The organism is Leucobacter alluvii (assembly GCF_039530485.1).
In the GTDB taxonomy this organism is placed as follows: Bacteria; Actinomycetota; Actinomycetes; order Actinomycetales; family Microbacteriaceae; genus Leucobacter; species Leucobacter alluvii.
Genome location: NZ_BAAAOP010000012.1, coordinates 74,007 through 91,343 on the forward strand (window position 1 = coordinate 74,007; position 17,337 = coordinate 91,343).

The following is a 17,337-nucleotide window of genomic DNA, read 5'->3' on the forward strand; positions in this document are numbered from 1 at the left end:
CGCCGACTCGATACACTGAATCAGACCCATACGCCTGGAAAGGATCCTGACGCATGAGCAACCCGGCTCTCAGCAACAACCCGGCACTCAACGGTAAGACACTTACCGCCGATGAGTTGCGCCGCATCTACGAACAGCCCGCTGCGCAGACCCAGCGTCCGGGTGTCGACACTCCCGCGGCGGAGGCGTCGTACGGGGGCATCCAGCATCCCCCGGTCGCACCATCCGACAAGCCGATGACGTACGAGAACACGATCTCGAAGACCGTCATGCTCTTCGTCATCGTGCTCGCCTTCGGTGCCGTCGGATGGTTCATGCCGGCTCTCGCACTCCCGGCCGCGATCATCGGCCTCGTTCTCGGTCTCGTGAACTCGTTCAAGAAGCAGCCGAGCGTGCCGCTCATCGTCTTGTACGCGGTCTTCCAGGGCGTCTTCCTCGGGGGCATCTCGGGCATCTTCGAATCGCAGTGGTCGGGTATCGTCTCGCAGGCGATCATCGGCACCCTGGCCGTCTTCGCGACGGTCCTGATCCTGTTCCGCAACGGCAAGGTGCGCACCAGCCCGAAGATGAACAAGATCTTCATGGTCGCGATCTTCGGGTACCTCGCGTTCTCCCTCGTCAACGTCGTGCTCATGCTCACCGGCGTGAACCAGGACCCCTGGGGCATGCGCAGCGGCCCGCTGGGCGTCGCGATCGGCGCGCTCGCCGTACTGCTCGCCTCTTACTCGCTGGTCATGGACTTCGAGCTCATTCAGAACGGTGTCAAGAATCGCGTCCCCGAGAAGTGGGCATGGTCGGCCGCATTCGGTCTGATGGTCACGCTGATCTGGCTCTACGTGGAGATCCTGCGCATCCTCGCGATCCTGCGCGGCGACTGACCAGTTCTTCGATACGCACGTCACACGAACGGGCTCGGCGCTTCGGCGCCGGGCCCGTTCGTCTATCTTGGCCTTGGGGGCGCCGCGACCGGGAGGGGCTGCGCTCGGCCTTCCTGGCCTCCGGCATTCCCATCTTCGCGCCTCTCCGGCATTCGACCTTCAGAGTCTGGGCCCTTCCGGCATTTCCGGCCGTCCTCACTCGCGCGAGAGCGCAGTTCGTGCGCACGCCGGACAAAGCGCGGTGCCGAACTGCGCTCTCGCGCCCCTGTCGCGACCCTGCTCACCCCACGCAGCCCCCGAGCATCGGTCGCCGCCACTCGATCGCCGCCGATCGAGTGCCACCCTGCGCACTTCCACTCGCGCGAGCAACAGAAAAGCCCGGCCGAAGCCGGGCTGTTCTGCTACTCCCACTCGATCGCCGGCGATCGAGTGCCACCCTGCGCACTTCCACTCGCGCGAGCAACAGAAAAGCCCGGCCGAAGCCGGGCTGTTCTGCTACTCCCACTCGATGGTTCCCGGCGGCTTCGACGTGACGTCGAGCACCACCCGGTTGACCTCTGGGACCTGATTGGTGATGCGGTTCGAGATGCGCGCCAGCACGTCGTACGGCACGCGCGTCCAGTCCGCGGTCATGGCGTCCTCTGACGAGACCGGGCGCAGCACGATGGGATGTCCGTAGGTGCGGCCGTCCCCCTGCACCCCCACGGAGCGCACGTCGGCGAGCAGTACCACGGGGCACTGCCAGATCGTGTTGTCGAGGCCGGCGATCGTGAGCTCTTCTCGCGCGATCGCGTCAGCCTCGCGAAGCACCTCGAGGCGCTCCCGCGTCACCTCGCCGACGATCCGGATGCCGAGGCCGGGCCCCGGGAACGGCTGGCGCCCGACGATGGCTTCGGGGATGCCAAGTTCGCGGCCGATCGCGCGCACCTCGTCCTTGAACAGCGCACGGAGGGGTTCGATCAGCTCGAAGTCCAGGTCCTCGGGCAGGCCGCCGACGTTGTGGTGCGACTTGATGTTCGCGGTGCCCGATCCTCCGCCCGACTCGACCACGTCGGGGTAGAGCGTTCCCTGCACGAGGAACTTGATGGGCTCGCCCTCCGCTTTGGCCTCAGCGACGAGGTCGAGCTGCACCTGCTCGAACGCGCGAATGAACTCGCGGCCGATGATCTTTCGCTTCTGCTCCGGATCCGTCACGCCCGCGAGGTGGCCGAGGAAGGTGTCAGCGGCTTCGACGGTGACGAGACGCACGCCCGTGGATTCGACGTAGTCCTTCTCGACCTGCTCGCGCTCACCCTTGCGGAGCAGCCCATGATCGACGAATACGGCCGTGAGCTGGTCGCCGATCGCCTCGTGGACCAACGCCGTCGACACAGCCGAGTCGACGCCGCCCGACAGCGCGGAGATCACGCGGGCGCTGCCGACCTGTTCGCGGATGCGCGCGACCTGCTCGGCGATCACATTGCCGGCGTTCCAGTCCGGCGCGATCCCGGCGACGTGGTGCAGGAAGTTCTCGAGGATCTGCTGCCCGTGGTCCGAGTGCTTCACCTCGGGGTGCCACTGCACGCCGTACAGCTTGCGCTCGGCGGAACCGAACGCGGCGACGGGCGTCACCGCGGTCTTCGCGAGCACCTCGAATCCTTCGGGCGCCGCCTGAACCGCGTCTCCGTGACTCATCCAGACGTTCTGAGCATTCGGCTGCCCGCCGAGAAGCGCCCCGCCGTCACCGACGACGTGCGCATCAGTCGCGCCGTACTCGCGGTCGCCGGTGTTGCCGACGGTGCCGCCGAGAGCGCGGGCCATCACCTGGAAGCCGTAGCAGATCCCGAGCACCGGAATGCCGAGATCGAAGACGCTCGCGTCGAATGCGGGGGCGCCTTCCTCGTACACCGACGAAGGACCGCCCGAGAGCACGATGCCGAGCGGGTTGCGCGCCTGCACGTCCGCAGCGGTAATGGTGTGGGGCACGAGCTCGGAGTAGACGCCGGCTTCGCGCACGCGTCGCGCGATGAGCTGCGCGTACTGCGCGCCGAAATCGACTACGAGAACCGGACGGTGATCCGTCTCCGGCTGTTCTGACAGTGTCGCCATTATCGCTCCAGTGAGCCTTTCGAGGTGGTGGCGGACGATGCCGCAGCGGTCGGGTGTGAAGTGTCGGGCGCGAGCGCGCTCTCGCGAGAATCGAGGAAGCCGTCGACCTCGCGAACGATTCGGGCTTCGAGGAAGAACGACATGAACGGGATGACTCCGCCGAGCGCGATGAGGAGGAACCGCATGAAGCCCCAGCGCATCGGGCTCCACAGCAGGAAGTCGGAGATGAGATAGACCACGTAGAACCAGCCGTGCGCGATGAGGATCGCCTTGAACAGGTCGAATCCGCTCGCCTGGAAGTCGGATTCGAGGCCTTCGGGCGCGAGCTCGTAGAAGTGCGCGAAGCCGTCTTCGGTGAAGAGGTACAGCTGCACGTTGAACGCGTACTTCATCACCATGACGGCGCAGAGCATCAGCAGCATGACACCCGTGACCACCGAGGTCACCTTGTAGAAACTCAGGGCTTTGCGAATACGGGGGTAGTCGGCGGGCTTGGGCTGCAGCTGCATGGCTTCCATTCTACGGCGGGCGAACGACACCGATGACCGAGGTGCCGTGGGAGGATCAGGGGGTGGTTTCCGCTTCGAGCAGGAGCATCTCGTGCTCCTTCTCCCACGCGTCTCTCGCGAGGCGATACCAGAAGAAGACGGCGAAGCCGCCGAACACGAGCCATTCGATGGCGTAGAACACGTTCAGCCAGTTCACGGCGTCGGCCGGCAGCGGAGCGACGGAATCGATCGCCTCGAGCGCCGCGTCGTCGAGGACGGCGGCTGATCCTGCATCGTCGTGCAGCACCAGGTAGCCGGAGTAGACAGGCCCGTCCACGGAGCCCCAGAGGTTCGCGAGCGCGGCGGGCACCATGGCGTGCATCGTCATCGGGTCTTCGTCCGCGTCGGGCACTCGGGGCGCTTCGGGTGGCATGTACCTGCCCGTGAGTTCGAGGGTCTCTGCCGTCTGGTCGCCGTCGGCGAGCGCATCGGCGGCCCGCTCGGCCTCTGCAATGGAAGGAGCCCACCCCACGGCGACGGCGAGGTGCGCGCCCGGCTCCGCGTCGGGCCCGTCCGTCACCAGGTTGCCGACGACCCACGCCCCGCTCGCACCACCGTTCTCGCGCGGTGACACGACGGAGAAGTCGTCAGCGACGAACGTCCCGTCGAGATGCACGACGACGCCTGCTGCGGCGTCGGTGACCCCCTGCTCGAAGGAGGTCACGCTCGCGAGCGGCCGCTCCGACTCGGTGTCCACCTGGTCCTGCTGCTGCGACTGGACGGCGATGCCCGCCTGCCACTGCGCGAGCGCTGCGAACGCGACGGCGACGCCGAGCGCCAGCAGGAGGGCGAGGATCCAGCTCGGCCGACGCATCACCTGGGCGAGCGTCGGCTCACCCAGGTATTCCAGCTTGCGCGAAGACACGGTGCGAGGCTTAGCGCTCGGCGTAGACGACGCCGACGCGCTGGAACTCCTTGAGCTCCGAATACCCGGTCGTCGCCATCGCGCGGCGCAGTGCGCCGATCAGGTTCGCACTGCCGTCGGCCACGTTCGCCGGGCCGTTCACGATCTGGGCGAGCGGCGCGACCGAACCGACCTGCACCCGCTTGCCGCGCGGGAGGTCCTCGTGGTGCGCCTCCTGGCCCCAGTGCCATCCGCGACCGGGTGCGTCAGACGCCTTCGCGAGCGTGCTCCCCAGCATCACCGCATCGGCGCCGCAGGCGATCGCCTTGATCAGATCTCCGGAGGTGCCGAGGCCGCCGTCGGCGATGACGTGCACGTAGCGGCCGCCCGACTCGTCGAGGTAGTCGGAGCGCGCACCGGCTACATCGGCGATCGCGCTCGCCATCGGTGCGCGAATGCCCAGTGTGGCGCGCGTCGTCGACGACGCTCCCCCGCCGAAGCCGACGAGCACGCCGGCCGCACCGGTGCGCATGAGGTGCAGCGCCGACTGGTACGTCGCGGCCCCTCCCACGATGACGGGAACGTCGAGCTCGTAGATGAACTGCTTCAGGTTGAGGGGTTCGCGGCCCTCCTGCGAGACGTGCTCCGCCGAGACGGTGTTCCCGCGGATCACGAAGAGGTCGACGCCAGCGTTCACGACGGTCTCGGTGAACTGAGCCGTGCGGTGCGGTGACAGCGCACCGGCGACCGTGACCCCGGCGTCGCGGATCTCGCCGAGCCGCGCGGTGATGAGCTCTGCTTGGATCGGAGCCGCGTACAGCTCGCGCATCCGCGCCACCGCCGCGAGTTCGTCGTCGACGGTCGCGAGTTCCGCGAGGAGCGGCTCGGGATCCTCGTGACGCGTCCACAGACCCTCGAGGTTGAGGACGCCGAGACCGCCGAGCTCGCCGAGCGCGATGGCCGCGGCGGGAGACATGACGGAGTCCATCGGAGCGCCGAGCACCGGGATGTCGAATTGGAAGGCGTCGATCGACCACGCGGTCGAGACGAGCTCCGGGTCGCGCGTGCGCCGCGTCGGCACGATGCCGATCTCGTCGAAGGTGTACACGCGCCGTGCACGCTTACCGCGGCCGATCTCGATCTCGTTACTCACCCGCCCAGTCTATCTGGCGGCGGCTGAGCATGCCGAGCGCGCGGGCCGCGTCTGCCTGCTGCCGGAGCCGGGCGAGGTGCATTCTGCGGCCGGGATGTGCCCTGCACACGCAGAAGGGCCCGGATCGAAACCGACCCGGGCCCTTCGCCGTGCACGTCTCAGCGCTTGTAATTCGGCGCTTCGACGACCATCTGCACGTCGTGCGGGTGCGACTCCTTCAGCCCCGCCGACGTGATGCGCACGAAGTTGCCGCGCTCCTTGAGGTCGGTGATCGAACGGGCGCCGACATAGAACATCGACTGACGCAGGCCGCCGATCATCTGGTGGCTGACGGCTCCGACCGGTCCGCGGTAGGGCACCTGCCCTTCGATGCCTTCAGGAATGAGCTTCTCATCGCTCGGCACGTCCGCCTGGAAGTAGCGGTCCTTCGAGTACGACGTGCGCTCGCCGCGCGTCTGGAGAGCGCCGAGCGATCCCATGCCGCGGTAGTTCTTGAACTGCTTGCCGCCGACGAAGACCAGATCCCCGGGGCTCTCATCGGTACCGGCGAGCAGGGAGCCCATCATGACCGAGGACGCACCGGCGACGAGCGCCTTGGCGATGTCGCCCGAGTGCTGCAGACCGCCATCGGCGATCACGGGCACACCCGCAGGGGTCGCGGCTTTCGCCGCTTCGTACACTGCCGTGACCTGGGGCACACCGACACCCGCGATGACGCGCGTCGTGCAGATCGACCCGGGGCCGACGCCGACCTTCACCGCGTCTGCGCCGGCATCGACGATGGCTTTGGCGCCCGCGAACGTCGCGACGTTGCCGCCGATGACGTCGACGGCAGCGAATGCCGGGTCGGCCTTGATCTTCGCGATGATGTCGAGCACGCCCTTGCTGTCACCGTTCGCGGTGTCGACGACGAGCACATCGACGCCGGCCTCGACGAGGGCGCTCGCGCGCTTCCATGCGTCGCCGAAGAACCCGACGGCGGCTCCGACGCGCAGCCGACCTGCTTCGTCTTTGGTGGCGAGCGGGTACTGCTCTTCCTTGTCGAAGTCCTTCACCGTGATGAGGCCAGTGAGACGACCCTCTTCGTCGACAAGCGGGAGCTTCTCGATCTTGTGCTTGCGGAAGATCGCCGCCGCGTCTTCTCGGGAGATCCCGCGAGGCCCGGTGATGAGCGGCATGCGCGTCATCGCGTCCTCGACCCGCACCTGGGAGCGGTCCTTCGGATCGATGAATCGCATGTCGCGGTTCGTGATGATGCCGAGCAGCACATCGTTGGAGTCGACGACGGGGAGACCCGATACGCGATACTCACCGCAGATCGCATCGACTTCTGCCACGGAAGCGTCGACGGAGGTCGTCACGGGGTTCGTGATCATGCCGGCTTCGCTGCGCTTCACCCGGTCGACCATCTCGGCCTGATCCTGGATCGACAGATTGCGGTGCAGGATGCCGAGACCGCCGTTGCGTGCCATGGCGACCGCCATGCGGGTCTCCGTCACCGTGTCCATCGCCGCCGAGATCAACGGGATCTGGAGCCGGATGCGCCGGGTGAGCTGGGTCGAGGTGTCCGCCTCGCTGGGGATGACGTCGGTGTGCGCGGGCAGCAGCAGCACATCGTCGTAGGTCAGACCGGTGAACGCGAAGGGGTCACGCTGTTCCATGGAACCTCTATCTGTGTAGTGGGTGGGGCTCTCAGAGATTCGCGGGCGACCGGGATGCGGCGCCCGTACCGTCTCTCAGTCTAGGGGAATCGGGGCCGTGTTGACCTGCGCCGTCGGCGAACGCCGGAGTTGCAGCACCATGTCGACGATCAGGATCACGAGCGCGATCCAGACGCCGATGAAGCCGATCCAGCGTCCTGTCGTGATCTCCTCCTGCGTGACGAATGCACCGTAGAAGAATCCGAGGATCGGCGTCAGGAACTGCAGGAATCCGATGTGCGCGAGCGGCAGTCGTCGGGTGGCTTCGCCGAACAGGATCAGCGGGATGGCGGTCACGATGCCGCTGAACAGCACCAGCGTGGTGATGCCGGTGCCGAACGTGAAGGCCGTCAACCCGGAGGTCGCCGCGATCAGGCCGAGCTGCACCGCGGCGACCGGAAGGGTGGCGAAGGTCTCGATCGTGAGCCCGGTGATGCCGTCCACCGTTTCGCCCGCGTGCTTGTGCACGGCCCCGTAGAGACCGAAGGAGAGCGCGATGCCGAGGGCGATCCATGGGAAGGAGCCGTACGCGATTGCGGCGATCAGCACGCTGACGCCCGCGATGATCACCGCGATCCACTGCAGGCGGCTGAGGCGCTCCTTGCGGAACACGACTCCGATGAGAATGGTGAACAGCGGATTGATGAAGTAGCCGAGCGACGTCTCGAGCACATGGCCGGTCATGACGCCGATGATGAAGATCTGCCAGTTCGCATACAGGAAGAGCGCGGAGAGCGCGAACCATCCGAGCAGTCTGGGAGTGCGCAGGATCACCGCGACTCGCTGCCACCGCCGTGTGACGGTGACGAGCAGTACGCAGAAGATCAGCGTGGTCGCGACCCGCCAGGGCACGACCTCGAGGGGGCCGACCATCGCGATGAGTCCGAAGTAGAAGGGGAACGCGCCCCACCAGAGATATGCGCCGAGACCGAATCCGAGTCCCGCACGTGTCCGCTGCATCGAAGCAGTCTACTCCCGACGCACCCCCGGGTACGACAGCGGCCCCGCCGATCCCGGAGGATCGGCGGGGCCGCTGCGGAAGCGCCGCTGTTAGCGGGTGACGACGGCGAGGATGTCGCGAGCGGAGAGGACGAGGTAGTCCTCACCGCCGACCTTGACCTCGGTGCCGCCGAACTTCGAGTAGATCACGATGTCGCCGGTGGCGACGTCGAGCGGGATACGGGTGCCCGAGTCGGAGATTCGACCGGGACCCACCGCGACAACTTCGCCCTCCTGGGGCTTTTCCTTGGCGCTATCGGGGATCACGAGACCGGAAGCGGTGGTCTGCTCTGCCTCGACCTGCTTGATAACGATACGATCCTCGAGCGGCTTGATGGCGACCGACACGGTTGACCTCTTTCCAATGTCTGAAGTGTTTCCGCGCCCGCCCCATGCGAGCGCGTCTACCCAGAGTCTATGGCTCCCGTTGGCACTCGTGCAAGGGGAGTGCCAGCGTCGCGGCACGGAATCGCCGACAGCGAACAGTGCGCCGTGCCTAGAATGGAATCACGCCCTGGACTGGCATCGCCAGCGGGTCCGCGGCTCGCACCCGCTTGATTCGACGCCAACCGATGGAGGAGCAATGTCCACGCCTCAGTACCCCGAGCAGCCCACCACCCCCCTGCCGCACCTGGACCAGGACGCGACCCCGGGCCAGCAGGGCCAGACCCCGCCCCAGACGAGCGCTCCGCAGCCCCCCGCGTACCAGCCGCCGCAGAGCTACAGCTCGCAGGCGTACGGCTCGCAGGGGTACGGATCGCGGTCGACGGCGCCCATCCCGACGGGGACCACCCTCGACAAGACGAACACGTTCGCGTTCCTCTCGATCATCTTCGCATTCCTGAGCCCCGTCGCCGGAATCGTCTTCGGGCACATGGGGCTCAGCCAGATCAAGCGCACGGGTGATTCGGGCCGCGGCATCGCGCTGACCGGGCTCATCATCAGCTACGCCTACTTCGTGCTGCTCGCACTCTTCATCGTCGTGTACATCGGCTTCCTCTTCACCATCTTCGCGGCTCTGGGAAGCTCGCTGTCAGGTTTCGATTCCTACTCCTCGTACTGACATGACTGATGCGCCGAGCGCATCGGGGCGGCCTCGGAGCATGGCTCCGGGGCCGCCCCCATTCGTCGAGCCCCCGCCCGGTTGGGAGTTCCTCCTCACCGATCAGGGTCTCGCCGCTCTCGCCGAGGCGACCCTCGAACTCGAGAGCGGCGCCGCACCGGACGCGGTCAATCGCCGCCTGAGGACGCTCGGGCGAGCGCCCGAGGAAGCAGCCGCCCTCCTCACGCAGGCGCAGTTGCGCGAACGGGCGCGTGCGAAGTTCGGTCCCCTCGCGAGCGAACTGCTGTTCACTCCGGCTGGGCTGGAGCAGGCGAGCAGGATCTCGGTGTCGCGCGGACATGCGGCCCGGTTCAGCGACGCCGGATGCGAACGGGTGGCCGACCTCGGCTGCGGCATCGGCACGGAATCGATCGCGATGCTCGAGCATGGCATCGCTCCCGAGGCTGTGGAACTGGATGGGTTCACCGCTCGACTCGCCGAGCACAACCTCGCGACCGTCGCCGCCCGGCGCGGGAGCCGCGCCCCTCGCGTGCGCACGGCCGACGCCGTCGATGTCGACCTCTCGGGAATCGACGGAGCGTTCCTCGATCCCGCGCGGCGCACCGCTGGACACCGCGAGACCCGCCGCCTCTCCTCCCCCGACGACTATTCGCCGTCGCTCGATTTCGCCTTCGGCATCGGATCTCGGATGCCGACGGGCGTCAAACTGGGTCCGGGGCTCGATCGAGACCTCATACCAGGAGAGGCAGAGGCCCAGTGGGTCTCCGTCGACGGGCATGTCGTCGAGACCGCGCTCTGGTTCGGCGCGCTCGCGAGACCAGGGATCGCTCGCGCGGCACTGGTGCACCGGGGCGGCGAGATTCACGAGATGACGGCGTCTGGCGATGCTCCCGATGTCGACGTCCGTTCGATGGGCGAGTATCTCTACGAGCCCGATGGGGCCGTGATTCGCGCGCGTCTCATCGGTGCGCTTGCAGAGCATCTGGGCGCTGGCATGATGAGCGCCGGCATCGCGTATCTCACCGGAGACGAACTGGTCGCAACGCCGTTCGCGCAGACCTTCCGCCTGCTCGAACGGCTGCCCGTCAAGGAGAAGGCTCTGCGAAGGGTGCTCGCCGCGCGGGGCATCGGCACGCTCGAGATCAAGAAGCGCGGCGCCGACGTCGATCCCGCGGCCTTGCGCGCGCGACTGCGCCTGCGCGGAGCGGAGCACGCCACCCTGCTGCTCACGCGCGATGAGACCGGAAAGCACTGCGCGCTCCTCGCGGAGCGCTGCTGATCGCATCCTGTGCATCGCACGGAAGGCCCGAGGCGGATGCGCCCCGGGCCTTCGCACATGCAGCGGACTCGTTACTGGTCCAGCTGCTCCAACTGCTGCTGCAGGTTCGGGTCGTTCAGCGCGGCGCCGATGACGAGCGCAACGACGATCATCGCGATGATCGAGATGACGATGGCGAGGGCGCCGGTGATGATGCCGGTGAGGGCCATCCCCTTCGGCTGCCCCTTCTTCCGCGCCACGATGCCGAGCACCAGCGCGACCACGCCGCCGATGATGCCGACGATGCTCACCGGCCACGAGATCAGGAGGCTCACGATGCCCACGATCATCGACGAGAGCGCGAGCCCCTTCGGCTGAGCAGGACCGCCCGAGTATGCCGGAGCGCCGGGGTTCGTCGCTGCGGGGTCGTACGCCGGAGCGCTCGGCGCGGTGTGCGCGTTCGGAGTGTGCGCGTTCGGGGTGCCGGACGGCGCGGGCGGGGGCGGAACCGGGTTCGAATTGCGGTCGTTGCCTGGCAGATTGTCGGACATGATTCTCCTTCGATCAAACGTCGATGAGGCGCATTCCCCCATTCTTCCTTCAAAGATAACGTTCAGCTTCAGCGAATGGCGAGTTTTCTCCCGGACCTGAAGCGGCCTTGACAGGCGGCTTCTCCGTCAGAGCACCTGCACCTGCTGCACCGGGAGCGTCGAGTCGGCTCCGAAGGAGAGCCCGGACGGCTCATGCCCGCCGGCTACGAGCTGAGCGCCGAGGGAGGCGATCATCGCGCCGTTGTCGGTGCAGAGCGACAACGGCGGAACGCGCAGTTCGATCCCCGCCGTCGCCGCTCGCTCCGTCGCCAGCTCGCGGACGCGCGCGTTGGCGACGACACCCCCGCCGAGCAAGAGGCGCGGCACCCCGAGGTCGCTGCAGGCCGCGACCGCCTTCGTCAGCAGCACGTCGGCGACGGCCTCCCGGAAACTGGCCGCCACGTCCGCCACCGGCACCGATTCCCCGGCCGCCACGCGCTTCTCGACCCATCGCGCGACCGATGTCTTCAGTCCCGAGAACGAGAAATCGTAGCGGTGACGCTCCAGATCCTTCGGCAGCGTGAGGCCGCGCGGGAAGCGAATCGCGTGGGGATCACCCGTCGCAGCGACCCGGTCGATCTCGGGGCCTCCCGGGTACGGCAGACCGAGCAGGCGTGCGACCTTGTCGAACGCCTCCCCTGCGGCATCGTCGATCGTCTCGCCGAGCATCTCGACGTCGGACACGAGATCGCGCACGAGCAGCAGCGAGGTGTGGCCCCCGGAGACGAGCAGGGCGATCGTCGGAAGCTCGAGCTCGCCGACGGCGCCCACGGCTCCGCGCAGTCCGTCGCCGTGCAGCAGGTCGGCGCCGACGTGGCCGACCAGGTGGTTCACCGCGTACAGCGGCTTGTCGAGCGCCACCGCCAGAGCTTTCGCAGCTGAGACTCCCACCATCAGGGCGCCCGCGAGCCCCGGGCCCGAGGTAACCGCGATGGCGTCGAGCTCTTCGAGCGCAACGCCGGCAACCGTCAGGGCGCGCTCGATCGTCGGGGTCATCGCTTCGAGGTGCGCTCGCGCAGCGACCTCCGGAACGACGCCGCCGTATCTCGCGTGCTCGTCCATGGACGAGGCGATCGCATTGGCGAGCAGCGTGCGCCCGCGCACGATGCCCACACCGGTCTCATCGCAGCTCGTCTCGATGCCGAGAACGAGCGGGTCCGTGCTCGTCATGCCTGATCCCCCATCGCCCGTCCGCTCCGTGTGCGCCCGCCCATCGCGAGCCGCATCACAATGGCATCGACGCCTTCGGGTTGGTAGTACCGCGGTCGCGTGCCGATCCCTTCGAATCCGAGGCTCTCGTAGAGCTTCTGCGCCACCGGGTTGTCGGCGCGCACCTCCAGAAACACCTCGTTCACCCCGCGCGCTTCGGCCCCGTCGAGCAGCGCATCGATGAGACGACGGCCCTGCCCGGTCCCGCGCACGTCCGGATGCACGGCGATGGTCTGAATATCCGCTTCCGCCCCGAGCGCCAGCATGCCGGCGTACCCCAGCACCCGACCGCGCCCGTCGACGAGCACACGGTAGTCGCGGTGGTCGCCGACGAGCTCTTCGCGCATCATCGAGCGGCTCCAGGCTTCGGCGCCGAACACGGATGTCTCAAGCGACCAGACGGCATCGAGGTCATCCAGAGTCGCGCTGCGCAGCACCGGGCCCGCGGCCGCCGGGCTCGTGTCGGACGCGCTCATGTCGAGACCCGCTTCGGCGCAGTAGGTTGCGCGACATCCGGGGCCCGGAGGTAGAGCGCACGGTCGTCGTCGAACGGACGGTTCGACGCGAGGCGGCGGGCCGCCACCCGCACGAGCGAGGCTGCTGGAATGCGCTCGGGCCAGATGTCGCCCGGACGCTCGACGTATTCGGCACGGGTCAGCAGAGACGGACCTGCGGTGGCGACGGGCAGTCCGGCCTCGTCGAGCGCGGAGAACTCCGTCACGAAGAGCTCTCGCCTGCGCGCGTCCTGCACCACGCGCAGATGCTCGGGAGCGCCCTGTTCGAACGCGTCGAGCGCGACTGCGGCGTGGCCCTGCACGGGGAGCACTGGGACGCCTCGCCCCAGCGCGAATGCGTGGGCGGCCGCGATGCCCACCCTGAGTCCCGTGAACGGGCCCGGCCCGATTCCCGCGACGACTCCCGTCACCCGGGCAGGATGCGTGCCGGTCGCGCGGAACACCTCATCGAGCAGTCGGCCGATGGCCTCGGCGTGCCCCCTGGGGTCATCGCTCACCGCCACGCGGATGCGACCGCTCGCTCCGAGTGCGACGGTCGTACCGATGGCGGTATCGATCGCGAGCAGCACGTGCTCCCCGAGCTCCGGCGCGTTCACGTTCATCCCAGCACTCCTCCGGCCCAGCGCGGACCGTACCCGTTGACGGTGATCCGACGCGGTTCGATCAGCGTCTGCGACCAGTCTTCCATCTCAGCAGCGGCACCCTTCCCCGCCTGCGGGGCATTGCCGTCGAATACGGGATCCGGATCGTCGGCCCCGACCGGGCGCTCGATCACGATCTCGATCCAGTCCGTTCTGGTGTCGACGATGCCGGCGCCCCACTCCGCGACCACAACGGATCCTTCGAAGTCGAGGTCGAGGTCGTCGAGCTCATCGGGACCGTCGAGCCGATACGCATCGACGTGCACGAGCGGCGCACCCCCGACGAGCGAGGGATGCGTTCTCGCGAGCACGAAGGTCGGGCTCTGCACGGGACCGCGTACTCCGAGCCCTTCGCCGATTCCACGGGTCAATGTCGTCTTGCCCGCGCCGAGCGGGCCGGTGAGGATCACCAGATCGCCTGCGCGCAGCACCCGTCCGAGTCGCGCGCCGAGCGCTCCCATGGCGTCGGGATCGGAGACGTGATGCAGTTCCTCGACGCTCTTCTCGACCGTCACCGCGTCGCTCCCGTCGTCCGCTCTTCGACGACGACGAACGCCGTCGCGAATCCCCCGTCGTGCGTCATCGACACGTGCGGCAGTGCGGCGCGCCTGCGTTCGAGCACGGCGAGCAGCGGGCCCGTTCGCACGAATGAAGGCGCGCGGTCGTCCGTGCGCTCGATCTCCATGTCATGCCACCGCAGACCATCGGAGCCGCCCAGCGCCTTGATGAGCGCCTCCTTCGCGGCGAACCGCGCCGCGAGCGAGCGCACGGGTCGGCCGCGCTCAGCCCCGGTGAAGAGGCGCGCACGCAGCCGCGGCGTACGTTCGATGGTGCGCTCGAACCGAGCGATTTCGACGGTGTCGACGCCGATTCCGAGTATCATCACGCTCCTCACACGTCGAAGCTCTCCGGCCCCGGCGCCCCCTGCTTCGCCCTGCTCGTCGGATCGTCTACTCGACCGTGACCGACTTGGCGAGGTTGCGCGGCTGGTCGACGTCGAGCCCCTTCGCGGTCGAGAGCTCGAGAGCGAACCACTGCAGCGGAATGACCTGCAGGAGCGGCTCGAAGAGGGTGTCGGCCAGCGGCAACCGCACGACGTCGTCCGCGTAGGGCAGCACTGCGGTATCGCCCTTCTCGACCACGGCGATGACCCGTGCGCCACGGGCGCGGATCTCCTGGATGTTCGAGACGACCTTCGAGTGCATGATCGGCGACGTCCGCGGGCTGGGAACCAGCACGAACACCGGCTGACCATGATCGATCAACGCGATCGGGCCGTGCTTGAGCTCCCCGGCGGCGAAGCCCTCCGCGTGGATGTAGGCGATCTCCTTGAGCTTCAAGGCGCCTTCGAGTGCGATCGGGTACCCGACGTGACGGCCGAGGAAGAGCACGGACCGCGTGTCCGCCATCCAGTGCGCGAGCTGTGCGATCTGGTCGCGTGTCTCGATCGCCTCCGCCACCTTCGCGGGCAGCGCCTCGAACTGCTCGACGGCTCGCGTCTGCTCCTCAGCGGAGAACGTTCCGCGAACACGCGCGAGATGCAATCCGATGAGGTAGATCGCAGTGATCTGGGCGACGAACGCCTTGGTCGAAGCGACCGCGACCTCGGGGCCGGCGTGGGTGTACACCGCAGCGTCCGACTCGCGCGGAATGGTCGCGCTCTGCGTGTTGCAGACCGAGATCGTCGTGACCCCGCGCTCGATGGCGTACTTGACCGCCATCAGGGTGTCCATGGTCTCGCCCGACTGACTGACCGAGATGACCAGCGTGCGGTCAGAGAGCACCGGGTCGCGGTACCGGAACTCGTGGCTGAGCTGCACCTCGACGGGAACGCGCGCCCACTGCTCGATGGCGTAGGAACCGACGTGCCCCGCGTACGACGCGGTGCCGCAGGCGATGATGATGATGCGGTCGATCTCGCGCAGGCGGTCGTCGCCGAGCGCTGTCAGCTCGGGAATCTCGACCCCCGCGCTCGAGATGCGGCCCCGGAGCGTGTTGCCGACGGCGTCCGCCTGCTCGTTGATCTCCTTCGCCATGAACGACGACCAGCCGCCCTTGTCGGACGCGTCAGCATCCCACTCGACCTCGAACTCCTCGAACTCGACCGTGTTGCCGGAGAAGTCGGTCACGCGCACCTCGGCGGGCGTGATGATCGCGATGCTGTCTTCTTCGACTGCGACGGCGCGCTTGGTGAACGACACGAAGGCGGCGACGTCCGATCCGAGGAAGTTCTCGCCATCGCCGAGGCCGATCACGAGCGGTGAGTGATGGCGAGCCGCGAGGACCTTGCCCGGCTCGTCGCGGTGCATCGCGAGCAGCGTGAACGTGCCGTGCAGGCGTGCGACCACGGCGCGGAAAGCCGTTTCCAGATCGCCCTGACGTGCGACCTCGAGGCCGAGCAGCGCCGCGACGACCTCGGTGTCCGTCTCGCTCAGCAGCTCAACGCCCGCCGACTCCACTTCGCTGCGCAGCTGCGCGAAGTTCTCGACGATGCCGTTGTGGATCACCGCGAGCTTGCCCTCGTCGCCCAGATGCGGGTGAGCATTCACATCGGTGGGTCCGCCGTGGGTCGCCCAGCGAGTGTGGCCGATGCCGGTGCCCGAGGCGTCGAGGGGACTCGCCTCGAGGAGGTCCTCGAGGCGCGCGAGCTTGCCCGAGCGCTTCCGCACGGAGAGCGATCCGTTCGTATCGACGACGGCCACGCCGGCGGAGTCATAGCCCCGGTATTCCAGACGTCGAAGCCCGTTCAGCAGTACCTCGACCGTGTCGTTCGGGCCGATATATCCAACGATTCCACACATGCGGCCTAGTTTAGTGGCACCATTGATGCACGATGACCCAGAACATCTCCCCTCCCGGTGCAACCGTCACGACCGACACGCACCCGCTCATCCGCCCCGAGTTCACTTCTCCGTTCACGGAGATCGGCCGCGACGAGTGGGCCCGGTTGGCCGGAGAGACTCCGATGCCGCTCAGCGAGGGCGAGATCGCAGCGTTCCGCGGCCTCGGAGAACCGCTCGACATGGCGGAGGTGTCTCAGGTGTACCGCCCGCTGAGCCGGTTGATCAACCAGTACGCGATCGCCGCGCGCGAGATGCATCAGCGCACCCGGGGGTTCTTGCAGCGCGGCGGGGAGCGCCAGAGCCCGTTCGTCATCGGCATCGCGGGGTCGGTCGCCGTCGGCAAGTCCACTGTGGCGAGGATCCTTCGGGATCTGCTGGCGCGCTGGCCTGAGACGCCGCAGGTGGAGCTCATCACCACCGACGGCTTTCTCTACCCCGCGGCAGAACTCGAACGACGCGGCATCGCCCACCGCAAGGGTTTTCCGGAGTCCTACGACCGGCGCAGTCTGCTCCGCTTCGTGTCGCAGGTGAAAGCCGGCGTCGATGAGGTCAGGGCGCCCCACTACAGCCACATCGTCTACGACATCGTTCCCGGCGAGTACACCGTCGTCCGCCGGCCCGACATCCTGATCGTCGAGGGACTGAACGTGCTGCAGCCCGCATCGATGGCTCATCCGCTCGCCGTCAGCGATCTCTTCGACTTCTCCGTGTACGTGGACGCCAGATCCTCCGATATTCAGCGCTGGTACCGGCAGCGGTTCCTGAAACTGCGGGAGAGCGCCTTCGCCGACCCCAGCTCGCACTTCCGGCGCTTCGCCACCATCGATGACGATGCGGCGCTCGCGATCGCCGACGAGTTCTGGAACAACATCAATGAGCCCAACCTCGTCGAGAACATCAGGCCGACGCGGGCGCGGGCGAGTCTCGTGCTCCGCAAGGAGTCCGATCATCGCGTGCAGAAGGTGCTGCTGCGCAAATTGTAGGTGGAGCCCCTCGCGGCTCGGCAGG

The 17,337-nt window shown here is 67.6% G+C and carries 18 protein-coding genes; 4 read left to right on the top strand and 14 right to left on the bottom strand.

Annotated features, from left to right (window positions below):
- Nucleotides 1-53 precede the first annotated feature (53 nt).
- Nucleotides 54-878 carry a Bax inhibitor-1/YccA family protein gene (locus tag ABFX18_RS11540; RefSeq protein ID WP_090147165.1) on the top strand — a complete coding sequence of 275 codons (825 nt, stop codon included), beginning with the start codon at nucleotides 54-56 and terminating at the stop codon, nucleotides 876-878.
- A gap of 495 nt (nucleotides 879-1,373) precedes the next feature.
- Here ABFX18_RS11540 and guaA read toward each other — a convergent pair whose 3' ends face one another.
- The 7 genes from guaA to groES all read right to left on the bottom strand — a co-directional run bounded on the left by guaA (nucleotide 1,374) and on the right by groES (nucleotide 8,558).
- A complete protein-coding gene (gene guaA / locus ABFX18_RS11545) occupies nucleotides 1,374-2,957 on the bottom strand; it encodes a glutamine-hydrolyzing GMP synthase (protein WP_090147490.1) in 1,584 nt (527 codons plus the stop codon).
- Nucleotides 2,958-2,965: 8 nt separating this feature from the next.
- Nucleotides 2,966-3,475, bottom strand: a complete 510-nt coding sequence (locus ABFX18_RS11550) for a DUF3817 domain-containing protein (RefSeq protein WP_200329788.1) — start codon at nucleotides 3,473-3,475, stop codon at nucleotides 2,966-2,968.
- A gap of 55 nt (nucleotides 3,476-3,530) precedes the next feature.
- Nucleotides 3,531-4,379: an SURF1 family cytochrome oxidase biogenesis protein gene (locus ABFX18_RS11555; RefSeq protein ID WP_346058404.1), complete on the bottom strand. Its 849-nt coding sequence runs from the start codon at nucleotides 4,377-4,379 to the stop codon at nucleotides 3,531-3,533.
- 10 nt (nucleotides 4,380-4,389) lie between these two features.
- Nucleotides 4,390-5,511 (bottom strand): GuaB3 family IMP dehydrogenase-related protein, encoded by a 1,122-nt coding sequence (locus tag ABFX18_RS11560; protein WP_346058405.1) that lies wholly within the window; start codon nucleotides 5,509-5,511, stop codon nucleotides 4,390-4,392.
- Between the two features lie 158 nt (nucleotides 5,512-5,669).
- Nucleotides 5,670-7,172, bottom strand: coding sequence for an IMP dehydrogenase (gene guaB, locus ABFX18_RS11565; RefSeq protein WP_346058406.1), 1,503 nt, complete (start codon nucleotides 7,170-7,172; stop codon nucleotides 5,670-5,672).
- Between the two features lie 75 nt (nucleotides 7,173-7,247).
- Nucleotides 7,248-8,171 (bottom strand): EamA family transporter RarD, encoded by a 924-nt coding sequence (gene rarD / locus ABFX18_RS11570; protein WP_346058407.1) that lies wholly within the window; start codon nucleotides 8,169-8,171, stop codon nucleotides 7,248-7,250.
- A 90-nt stretch (nucleotides 8,172-8,261) separates the two neighbouring features.
- Nucleotides 8,262-8,558: a co-chaperone GroES gene (gene groES / locus ABFX18_RS11575; protein WP_346058408.1), complete on the bottom strand. Its 297-nt coding sequence runs from the start codon at nucleotides 8,556-8,558 to the stop codon at nucleotides 8,262-8,264.
- Between the two features lie 235 nt (nucleotides 8,559-8,793).
- Here groES and ABFX18_RS11580 point away from each other — a divergent pair, with 235 nt between their 5' ends.
- The gene (locus ABFX18_RS11580) at nucleotides 8,794-9,273 is read left to right on the top strand and encodes a DUF4190 domain-containing protein (RefSeq protein WP_090147152.1); all 480 of its coding nucleotides are present in this window, start codon (nucleotides 8,794-8,796) and stop codon (nucleotides 9,271-9,273) included.
- A gap of 40 nt (nucleotides 9,274-9,313) precedes the next feature.
- Nucleotides 9,314-10,552: a THUMP-like domain-containing protein gene (locus ABFX18_RS11585; protein WP_428833698.1), complete on the top strand. Its 1,239-nt coding sequence runs from the start codon at nucleotides 9,314-9,316 to the stop codon at nucleotides 10,550-10,552.
- Between the two features lie 71 nt (nucleotides 10,553-10,623).
- On the opposite strand, the gene ABFX18_RS11590 is transcribed toward ABFX18_RS11585, so the two are convergent.
- The 7 genes from ABFX18_RS11590 to glmS all read right to left on the bottom strand — a co-directional run bounded on the left by ABFX18_RS11590 (nucleotide 10,624) and on the right by glmS (nucleotide 16,287).
- Nucleotides 10,624-11,082 carry a DUF981 family protein gene (locus tag ABFX18_RS11590; protein WP_090147149.1) on the bottom strand — a complete coding sequence of 153 codons (459 nt, stop codon included), beginning with the start codon at nucleotides 11,080-11,082 and terminating at the stop codon, nucleotides 10,624-10,626.
- A gap of 126 nt (nucleotides 11,083-11,208) precedes the next feature.
- Nucleotides 11,209-12,291: a tRNA (adenosine(37)-N6)-threonylcarbamoyltransferase complex transferase subunit TsaD gene (tsaD, locus tag ABFX18_RS11595; RefSeq protein ID WP_346058410.1), complete on the bottom strand. Its 1,083-nt coding sequence runs from the start codon at nucleotides 12,289-12,291 to the stop codon at nucleotides 11,209-11,211.
- On the bottom strand, nucleotides 12,288-12,806 hold the full coding sequence (gene rimI, locus ABFX18_RS11600; RefSeq protein ID WP_346058411.1) for a ribosomal protein S18-alanine N-acetyltransferase: 519 nt from the start codon (nucleotides 12,804-12,806) through the stop codon (nucleotides 12,288-12,290). The genes tsaD and rimI overlap by 4 nt, the downstream gene beginning before the upstream one ends.
- Nucleotides 12,803-13,447 (bottom strand): tRNA (adenosine(37)-N6)-threonylcarbamoyltransferase complex dimerization subunit type 1 TsaB, encoded by a 645-nt coding sequence (gene tsaB, locus ABFX18_RS11605; protein WP_176698285.1) that lies wholly within the window; start codon nucleotides 13,445-13,447, stop codon nucleotides 12,803-12,805. Before tsaB ends, rimI begins: the two co-directional genes overlap by 4 nt.
- Nucleotides 13,444-14,001 (bottom strand): tRNA (adenosine(37)-N6)-threonylcarbamoyltransferase complex ATPase subunit type 1 TsaE, encoded by a 558-nt coding sequence (tsaE, locus tag ABFX18_RS11610; RefSeq protein WP_346058412.1) that lies wholly within the window; start codon nucleotides 13,999-14,001, stop codon nucleotides 13,444-13,446. The genes tsaB and tsaE overlap by 4 nt, the downstream gene beginning before the upstream one ends.
- Nucleotides 13,998-14,369 carry a holo-ACP synthase gene (locus ABFX18_RS11615; RefSeq protein ID WP_346058413.1) on the bottom strand — a complete coding sequence of 124 codons (372 nt, stop codon included), beginning with the start codon at nucleotides 14,367-14,369 and terminating at the stop codon, nucleotides 13,998-14,000. The genes tsaE and ABFX18_RS11615 overlap by 4 nt, the downstream gene beginning before the upstream one ends.
- Nucleotides 14,370-14,436: 67 nt before the next feature.
- Nucleotides 14,437-16,287: a glutamine--fructose-6-phosphate transaminase (isomerizing) gene (glmS, locus tag ABFX18_RS11620; RefSeq protein WP_346058414.1), complete on the bottom strand. Its 1,851-nt coding sequence runs from the start codon at nucleotides 16,285-16,287 to the stop codon at nucleotides 14,437-14,439.
- Between the two features lie 32 nt (nucleotides 16,288-16,319).
- Here glmS and coaA point away from each other — a divergent pair, with 32 nt between their 5' ends.
- The gene (gene coaA, locus ABFX18_RS11625; RefSeq protein ID WP_200329800.1) at nucleotides 16,320-17,312 is read left to right on the top strand and encodes a type I pantothenate kinase; all 993 of its coding nucleotides are present in this window, start codon (nucleotides 16,320-16,322) and stop codon (nucleotides 17,310-17,312) included.
- Nucleotides 17,313-17,337 lie beyond the last annotated feature (25 nt).

Coding starts and splice junctions, on each gene's coding strand:
- tsaD (WP_346058410.1), bottom strand. CDS start 12,291: ATGACGAGCACGGACCCGCTCGTTCTCGGCATCGAGACGAGCTGCGAT.
- rimI (WP_346058411.1), bottom strand. CDS start 12,806: ATGAGCGCGTCCGACACGAGCCCGGCGGCCGCGGGCCCGGTGCTGCGC.
- tsaB (WP_176698285.1), bottom strand. CDS start 13,447: ATGAACGTGAACGCGCCGGAGCTCGGGGAGCACGTGCTGCTCGCGATC.
- guaB (WP_346058406.1), bottom strand. CDS start 7,172: ATGGAACAGCGTGACCCCTTCGCGTTCACCGGTCTGACCTACGACGAT.
- rarD (WP_346058407.1), bottom strand. CDS start 8,171: ATGCAGCGGACACGTGCGGGACTCGGATTCGGTCTCGGCGCATATCTC.
- ABFX18_RS11580 (WP_090147152.1), top strand. CDS start 8,794: ATGTCCACGCCTCAGTACCCCGAGCAGCCCACCACCCCCCTGCCGCAC.
- ABFX18_RS11585 (WP_428833698.1), top strand. CDS start 9,314: ATGGCTCCGGGGCCGCCCCCATTCGTCGAGCCCCCGCCCGGTTGGGAG.
- glmS (WP_346058414.1), bottom strand. CDS start 16,287: ATGTGTGGAATCGTTGGATATATCGGCCCGAACGACACGGTCGAGGTA.
- coaA (WP_200329800.1), top strand. CDS start 16,320: ATGACCCAGAACATCTCCCCTCCCGGTGCAACCGTCACGACCGACACG.
- ABFX18_RS11615 (WP_346058413.1), bottom strand. CDS start 14,369: ATGATACTCGGAATCGGCGTCGACACCGTCGAAATCGCTCGGTTCGAG.
- ABFX18_RS11590 (WP_090147149.1), bottom strand. CDS start 11,082: ATGTCCGACAATCTGCCAGGCAACGACCGCAATTCGAACCCGGTTCCG.
- ABFX18_RS11540 (WP_090147165.1), top strand. CDS start 54: ATGAGCAACCCGGCTCTCAGCAACAACCCGGCACTCAACGGTAAGACA.
- ABFX18_RS11550 (WP_200329788.1), bottom strand. CDS start 3,475: ATGCAGCTGCAGCCCAAGCCCGCCGACTACCCCCGTATTCGCAAAGCC.